The sequence below is a fragment of the Actinomyces sp. ICM39 genome, from assembly GCF_000282935.1.
Classification (GTDB): Bacteria; Actinomycetota; Actinomycetes; order Actinomycetales; family Actinomycetaceae; genus Pauljensenia; species Pauljensenia odontolytica_B.
This window is the reverse complement of record NZ_ALCB01000013.1, coordinates 1-4,597: the sequence shown is the minus strand read 5'-3', so window position 1 is coordinate 4,597 and position 4,597 is coordinate 1. Positions and strand designations below refer to the sequence as shown.

Below are 4,597 nucleotides of genomic sequence, written 5' to 3'. Positions count from 1 at the left end.
CCCGGAACCATGCGGTTCCGGGCCTCTCCTACGCAAATGCGTCAGTCGATCGGCTCACCCTCGATGTGCCAGACCTCGCGAGCGTAGTCGGAGATCGTGCGGTCCGAGGAGAAACGGCCGGAGCGGGAGATATTCGCCCACACGCGAGCGTTCCAGGCCTTCTGGTCGCGGTAGTCGGCGGCCATACGGTCCTTGGTCTCGCGGTACGCGGCGAAGTCACCCAGGACGTAGTACACGTCGGCCGGGTCGTAACCACCCTCGAGGATCGAGTGGCGGATGTCGTGGAACCAGCCGGAGTTGGAGTCGTCGAGCGTGCCGTCGGTCAGGGCGTCGATGACGCGCTTGAGGCCGGGGACATTCTCGTAGTGCCAACGGGGGTCGTAGTGGCGACGCAGCTCGGGCAGCTCATCGTCGGTCGCACCGAAGATGTAGGCGTTGTCCGCGCCCACGGCCTCGAGAATCTCGACGTTCGCACCGTCCAGCGTGCCCAGGGTGAGGGCGCCGTTCATCATGAACTTCATGTTGGACGTGCCCGAGGCCTCCTTGCCGGCCATCGAGATCTGCTCGGAGACGTCGGCGGCAGGGATGATGTGCTCGGCGGGCGAGACGTTGTAGTTGTGGACGAAGACGACCTTGATGCGGCCGTTGATGTCCTCGTCGTTGTTCACCAGCTCCGCGATGGCGTTGATGAGCTTGATGATGGCCTTGGCGCGGATGTAGCCGGGGGCAGCCTTGGCACCGAAGATGAACACGCGGTTGGGGGTGTCCAGCGTCGGGTCGTCCTTCATGCGGAAGTACAGGTCCAGGACGTAGAAGGCGTTGAGGAGCTGGCGCTTGTACTCGTGCAGACGCTTGATCTGCACGTCGAAGATCGAGTCGGGATCGATCTCGACGCCCTCGCGCTCCTTGACCCAGGCGGCGAAGTCAACCTTATTGGCATGCTTGATCTCAGCCAGGCGCTCGAGGACATCGTCAGTGCCGGCCTCGGTGAACTTGGACAGCTCGGTGAGGTCGCGGACCCACGCGTCGGAGCCGGTGACCTCGTCGAGGAGGGCCGCCAGGCGGGGGTTGCACTGCTTGAGCCAGCGGCGCGGGGTCACGCCGTTGGTCTTGTTGTTGAAGCGCTCGGGCCAGATGGCGTGCCACTCCTTGAGGGTGTCGCGCTTGATGATCTCCGTGTGGAGGGCGGCGACGCCGTTGATGGAGTAGGACGCGTAGCAGGCGATCCAGGCCATGCGCACGGTGTTGCCGGCGACGGGGGCCATGTAGTCGATGGTGCCCTGGTCGAGGCCACGCTCGGCCATGTCGATGCGGAAGCGACGGTCGATCTCGCGGACAATCTCGGCGATGCGCGGGAACAGGCGATCGAAGATGTGGATATCCCAGGTCTCCAGGGCCTCGGCCAGAACCGTGTGGTTCGTGTACGCGAAGGTCTTGGAGACAACCTTCCAGGCCTCTTCCCAGCCGAGGCCGTGCTCGTCCATGAGGATGCGCATGAGCTCGGGGATGGCGAGGACCGGGTGGGTGTCGTTGAGTTGGACGGCATTGTACTCGGCGAAGCCGGTCAGGTCGGTGCCGTGGTGACGCACGTAGTTGGCAACGATTTCCTGCAGGGAGGCGGAGCAGAAGAAGTACTGCTGGCGCACGCGCAGGACCTTGCCCTCGAACGTGGTGTCGTTGGGGTACAGGACGCGGGAGATGTCCATGGTGCGTTCACGGTCGACGATGGCGTCGGTGAAGCGCTGGGAGTTGAAGGCGTCGTAGTCGAATTCCTCGATGGGCTCGGCCTTCCACAGACGCAGGGTGCCCACGTTCTTGGTGCCGTAGCCGGTGATCGCGATGTCGTAGGGGACGGCGCGCACGGTCAGGTCAGCGTAGGAGACGATGCGGGAGCGCTCTTCGCGGCGGATGACGAAGGGGTAGCCCTCTTCCATCCACGGGTCCGGATGCTCGGTCTGGAAGCCGTTGTCGAAAAGCTGCTTGAACAGGCCGTAGCGGTACAGGATGCCGTAGCCGCGCACGGGCAGGTCGAGGGTGGCGCAGGAGTCCAGGAAGCAGGCGGCGAGGCGGCCGAGGCCACCGTTACCGAGGGCAGCATCCGGCTCCTCTTCGAGAACCTGGCCGAGGTCGAGGCCGTAGGCGGCGAGAGCTTCGCGCGCCTTCTCGACGAGGCCGAGGTTCGACAGGTTGTTGAGCAGGGCTCGGCCCATGAGGAACTCGGCGGAGAAGTAGTGTTCCTGACGGCCCTTGGCGTAACGCTCCGTGGTGGCGGCCCAGTTATCGGCGATCTGATCGACGATTGCGGCGGAGAGCCCCTGCCACACTTCCATCAGGGTCGAATCTTCAACGGGGCGTCCAGAGGTCGCGCGCACATGAGAGGGCAGCGACTGCGTCAGATCCAGCGTCATACGATTTCCTTTTGTGTAACTGCGCCGTGCCCGCCGCAGGGGCGAGCTCCCCGGGTCGGGGCTGGCTTCACCTCTAGAGGGTAGCGAGTATGTGGCCCAATTCCCTCCTCTGACACAGCAGTGGGAGAAACCCCACCTCCGGCCACGTGACGGAATACACCTGTCAAATCCAGCCCATGACTAAAGGCCCAGATTGGCGCGCATTTACAAACGACAACCAATCCCCACCTGCAGCAAGTCACGAAATGCTCCCCCAATGATTTTTCGCAAACGTGAGACACGGTCAGCGTTCATGGACTAAGGTTCTCATGTAACCAATGCTGACCGGGCTAACAACAGCCCACACGGCCAGTATTCTTGAGACTGAATCACCTTCAACATGAGGAATACGATGAAACTGATGCATAGGTTGACCATCGCGACGGCTCTGAGCGCCACGCTCGCGACCGCCCTGATCGCGGGCCCCGCCATGGCCTCGCCCTCCGACGAGAACAAGCCCACGGGCCCCGGCACCGCTAACGGCGACAAGTCCACCGCGTGCCGCGCCGACTGGACCGCCTCGGCGATCCTCGACACGGACATCCTGGCTCACCGCCCCGATCTGGTGAACCCTGCCGACATCACCCGTAACTCCGACGGCTCCGTCAACAAGATCGCCACCGGCTCGAACAACGGCTACACCTCGAAGATCTCGACCAACTTCAACACCGAGACCTACAAGGCTCCGGGCATGTTCGAGGCCAACCACTGGATCGCCGGTTCCATGCAGAACTGGCGCTTCCCCGTGGCCACGAAGAACAAGCTGGCCGCCGGCACGACGATCACCGTCGACCTGCCCGACGACATGACCAACACCACCTTCATCGGCAAGATTGAGACCCGCGCGGGCCTCAACGCATACATGCAGGCCTGGGGCCCGCGTGAAGCCGAGTACACGTGGAATGACGGTGATTTCACCGCCACCCTGACTGACGCCGCGAAGAACATCTGGACAATCACGCTGAACAAGGGCCTCGACGCCAACACCGGCACGGTCTTCCAGTTCACGGGCACCTTCCCTGAGGGCGCCGAGTCCTCGGCCGCGACCGCCAACCTGGTCGGCGCCCAGTTCCCGGCCGACGGCCAGGTGTGCGGCGATCTGCCGACGCCCGAGACCCCCGAGCTCACCAAGTGCCAGGCCACGACCGTGGACCGCACCGTGTGGAGCCCCTACTCGCGCGACATCAACGAGCGCTCCAAGTACGCAGGCTCCTGGGGTTCTGAGGACCCCAAGTGGGGCGAGGCCAACGCTGACGGCTGGTTCATCGCCACCGGCACCGATCCGAAGGTCGGCGACTCGCGCACCCTGCGCCTCTACGGCGCCACCCACAAGGACCTCACCAACGCGACGCTGACGATCAAGGCCGTCCAGGGCCTGAAGTTCGACGCCTCCAAGATCAACACGATCTCCACCCCCGGCGCCGGCGCGCTCAAGGATAACGGCTTCACGAACACCGTCGAGGGCCTGGGCGAGATCAAGGTCAGCGAGGACGGTAAGACCATCACCGTCAAGATCGAGCACATGCCGGCCAACTCCAGCTTCTCCTTCAACATCAACGGCATCCTGACCGGCGAGACCCTCGAGGACTCCCCGATCCTGGCCCCGATCGTCCTGCACAACTGGCTGACCGGCACGGACAGCGAGTGCACGGTTCCCACCGAGGAACCCAGCACCCCGGCGCCGTCGGATTCCCCGACGCCCGAGCCGACGACTCCTGCTCCCACCCCGTCCGCAACCCCGAGCGGCAACCTCGCACGCACGGGCGCTGACACCCCGATGCTGGCCGGTGCGGCCATCATGGCGGGCCTGGCAGGCCTCGGAGCTGTGGCTCTGCGCCGTCGCCAGCGCTGACGGATTGCCCCCCCGCAGGGTGCGTCCCTGCGGGGGGCACTTCCCGCAGGGACGCATCAACAGGAAAGTGGCACCGCTCTTGATGAGTGGTGCCACTTCCCATCACCGGTTCATCATGAGGGCTCAATTCATGGTGACTTTCGGTACTTCCATTGTGCCTGTGATGCACGCATCATTTCAAGGCGAAACGATGATTTTTCGGTGCAAATTCGCGGTTTCTAACTGCACGTTCGTGCACAACTATCGCGCGATCTGCGCAAACTAGACAAAACGCGGGCCCGCTCGATTCGAGCGGGCC

At 63.9% G+C, this 4,597-nt stretch carries 2 protein-coding genes; one reads left to right on the top strand and one right to left on the bottom strand.

The window, feature by feature from the left end:
- Positions 1 to 41 precede the first annotated feature (41 nt).
- Positions 42 to 2,408: a glycogen/starch/alpha-glucan phosphorylase gene (locus HMPREF1137_RS00650; RefSeq protein WP_007587642.1), complete on the bottom strand. Its 2,367-nt coding sequence runs from the start codon at positions 2,406 to 2,408 to the stop codon at positions 42 to 44.
- A 391-nt stretch (positions 2,409 to 2,799) separates the two neighbouring features.
- On the opposite strand from HMPREF1137_RS00650, the gene HMPREF1137_RS10335 reads away from it, so the two are divergent.
- The gene (locus tag HMPREF1137_RS10335; RefSeq protein WP_007587644.1) at positions 2,800 to 4,299 is read left to right on the top strand and encodes a hypothetical protein; all 1,500 of its coding nucleotides are present in this window, start codon (positions 2,800 to 2,802) and stop codon (positions 4,297 to 4,299) included.
- Positions 4,300 to 4,597: the final 298 nt, after the last annotated feature.

Bases quoted from the DNA above. Each gene is read 5' to 3' on its own strand.
- HMPREF1137_RS00650 (WP_007587642.1), bottom strand. From the start codon at position 2,408: ATGACGCTGGATCTGACGCAGTCGCTGCCCTCTCATGTGCGCGCGACC.
- HMPREF1137_RS10335 (WP_007587644.1), top strand. From the start codon at position 2,800: ATGAAACTGATGCATAGGTTGACCATCGCGACGGCTCTGAGCGCCACG.